Here is a 2,110-nt window from a genome sequence, read left to right on the forward strand (position 1 = left end):
GTCGTCTCCTGCCTGCTCCATGTCGCGGTGGCGGCGGCCTTTCTGATCTCCCCTACGGGGATTTCCAGTTTCCAGGACGCCGAGCAGCCGGAAGGTAGTGAACAGTCGGGCAGCAACGTGGCCGGCAGCGCGCTGGACAAGGACCCGGCGGCAATAAACGTTGCACTGGTGCCCAGCCCGCAACCGGCCAAACCACAGCCGGCAACGCCGCCCAAGCCGTCGCCGCCAACGGAGCCTTCTCGGCCAGCCAAGGAAGCGGCAACGACCAAGCCGGAACCTGTCAAACAGCAGACGGTTGCCCCAGACATATTGGTGGCCGGTGTCCCACGCCCCGATGGCCAGAGCGTGGCTCCCAAGACCGAAACGCCGGCGCAGCTGACCGTTCAGCCTGAGAGCACGGAAGCGCCTGTCGCCGTTCCGGAGCGGCCTCCGATCCCTAGAGCCAGGCCAACTCCGGCAGCTGCCCCTTCAAAGATGGCGGATGAGAAGCGCGGCACGGCGGATGGCGAGGACCGGTCGGCGCAAGCAGCCAGCAAGGGCAAAAGGCAAAAAGAGGCAGGCACGGCCGCGGAAGGCAACTACCGCGGCGATGTTTTTAGAAAGCTCGGCAGCGTCAATCGCACCCTCCCGCCTTCCCTACAGCTGGCGGCACGCAACAATGCGGTTGTCACATTCGTCATAGGCAGGAAGGGCAACATAAACGAGTTGCGCATTCTGGAAACCTCAGGATCGGCGGCTTTCGATCAGGCAGCGCTTGGCATTGTCCGCAAGGCAGCCCCCTTCCCTCCGATTCCACCGCAGGCAGCAAGCGCAAATTTGGAGTTCGAGACCGAAATCGGCCCATTTTGAATGTGCGCAGAACAAACGCTGCAGCCGCCAATCATCAACATCCGCACGAAAGGAACCGCCATGTACATCGCAATGAACCGCTTCAAGGTGCAGACCGGCTCGGAGAACGACTTCGAAGCCGTCTGGAAGAACCGCGATTCCAGCCTTGCTGAGATGAAGGGGTTTAGGGAATTCCATCTGCTGCGCGGCCCGGTCAACGAGACCGAAGGCTACACGCTTTTCGCGTCGCACACGGTGTGGGCCAGCCACGACGATTTTATCGCCTGGACCAAGTCCGAGAATTTCCGCGCCGCCCACAGGAATGTCGGCACGACAAAGGTCCACTATCTCGGCCACCCCCAGTTCGAGGGTTTTTCGGTCGTCGAAGGCGCGTAATGCATGTCGTCCAAAAGTGGTCCCGGTTTTGGGACAACGACATGCATAAAAACAAAAGTTGACCGGGGGTCAGGCCCCGGCCAGCAAGCTCGCATTGCCGCCCGCGGCGGTGGTGTCGACGCAGACCGCCCGTTCATGCGCATAAGCCGCCGGGTTGAGCACCTCCGTGACCAGCGGCACGATCGGGCCGGAGCGGTCGGCGATGACCTTGCGCACGATGCGCGCGGCCTCGGACGTGCCTGAAAAAGCGACGACGTCGACGCGTAGCGCGCGCGCCTCGACCGGATCCGGCCGGCCGTCGATGGCGGCCAGCGGCAGGCCCTTGCCGGTCAACGCGGAAAGGGCTGCCGGTGCACCTAGCGCAACGGCCAGCACGGCATTGCCGGCGGCGAGCGCCTGGATCGTCTGCGCCAGCAGCGTATCGCCGTCAGGACCAAGGCACAGCACCCGTCCGCGTGGCGACAGCGACAGCGTGTTGGCCTCGCCGGTCGGCCCGGGCAGGTCGACCTGGCCGAAATCGATGCCGGCGGCCGCACCAATGGCCGCAGCACCCTTGCCGCGCAGATGCTTCCTCAGAATGGCGATCCGGTCGGGCCGCGTCGACCAGCCGCCAAGTGCGGGATCCGGCAGATTGTCGGCAAGTTCGGTCGCCGTGACCTTGTGGCCATCCTGCACATGGGTGCCAGCCTCCGGCCCCTTGCGGAAGCGGCGGAGGTAGTGCGGGCCGCCGGCCTTCGGACCGGTGCCTGAAAGCCCCTCGCCGCCAAACGGCTGCGAACCGACGACGGCGCCGATCTGGTTGCGGTTGACATAGATGTTGCCGGCGTGGATGCCGTCGACGAAATGCTGCACGCGGCCCTCGATCCGGGTGTGCAGCCCGAAGGTC

General features: G+C 64.8%; 4 protein-coding genes. 2 read left to right on the forward strand and 2 right to left on the reverse strand.

What is annotated here, in order from left to right; genetic code table 11:
- Positions 1-269: hypothetical protein (locus EN939_RS39455; protein ID WP_245473239.1), on the reverse strand; the 269-nt coding region annotated here is incomplete at its 3' end.
- A 205-nt stretch (positions 270-474) separates the two neighbouring features.
- Here EN939_RS39455 and EN939_RS39460 point away from each other — a divergent pair.
- Entirely contained in the window at positions 475-849 is a 375-nt protein-coding gene (locus tag EN939_RS39460; protein WP_245473240.1) for an energy transducer TonB, read from the forward strand.
- 60 nt (positions 850-909) lie between these two features.
- Positions 910-1,224, forward strand: a complete 315-nt coding sequence (locus EN939_RS31440; protein WP_027039045.1) for an antibiotic biosynthesis monooxygenase family protein — start codon at positions 910-912, stop codon at positions 1,222-1,224.
- A 69-nt stretch (positions 1,225-1,293) separates the two neighbouring features.
- Here the strand turns inward: EN939_RS31440 and EN939_RS31445 are convergent.
- On the reverse strand, positions 1,294-2,110 hold an 817-nt coding region (locus tag EN939_RS31445), incomplete at its 5' end, for an aldehyde dehydrogenase family protein (protein ID WP_127271496.1).

The organism is Mesorhizobium sp. M7A.F.Ca.CA.002.05.1.1, from assembly GCF_003998335.1.
Taxonomy (GTDB): Bacteria; Pseudomonadota; Alphaproteobacteria; order Rhizobiales; family Rhizobiaceae; genus Mesorhizobium.

Bases quoted from the DNA above. Each gene is read 5' to 3' on its own strand.
- EN939_RS39460 (WP_245473240.1), top strand. From the start codon at position 475: ATGGCGGATGAGAAGCGCGGCACGGCGGATGGCGAGGACCGGTCGGCG.
- EN939_RS31440 (WP_027039045.1), top strand. From the start codon at position 910: ATGTACATCGCAATGAACCGCTTCAAGGTGCAGACCGGCTCGGAGAAC.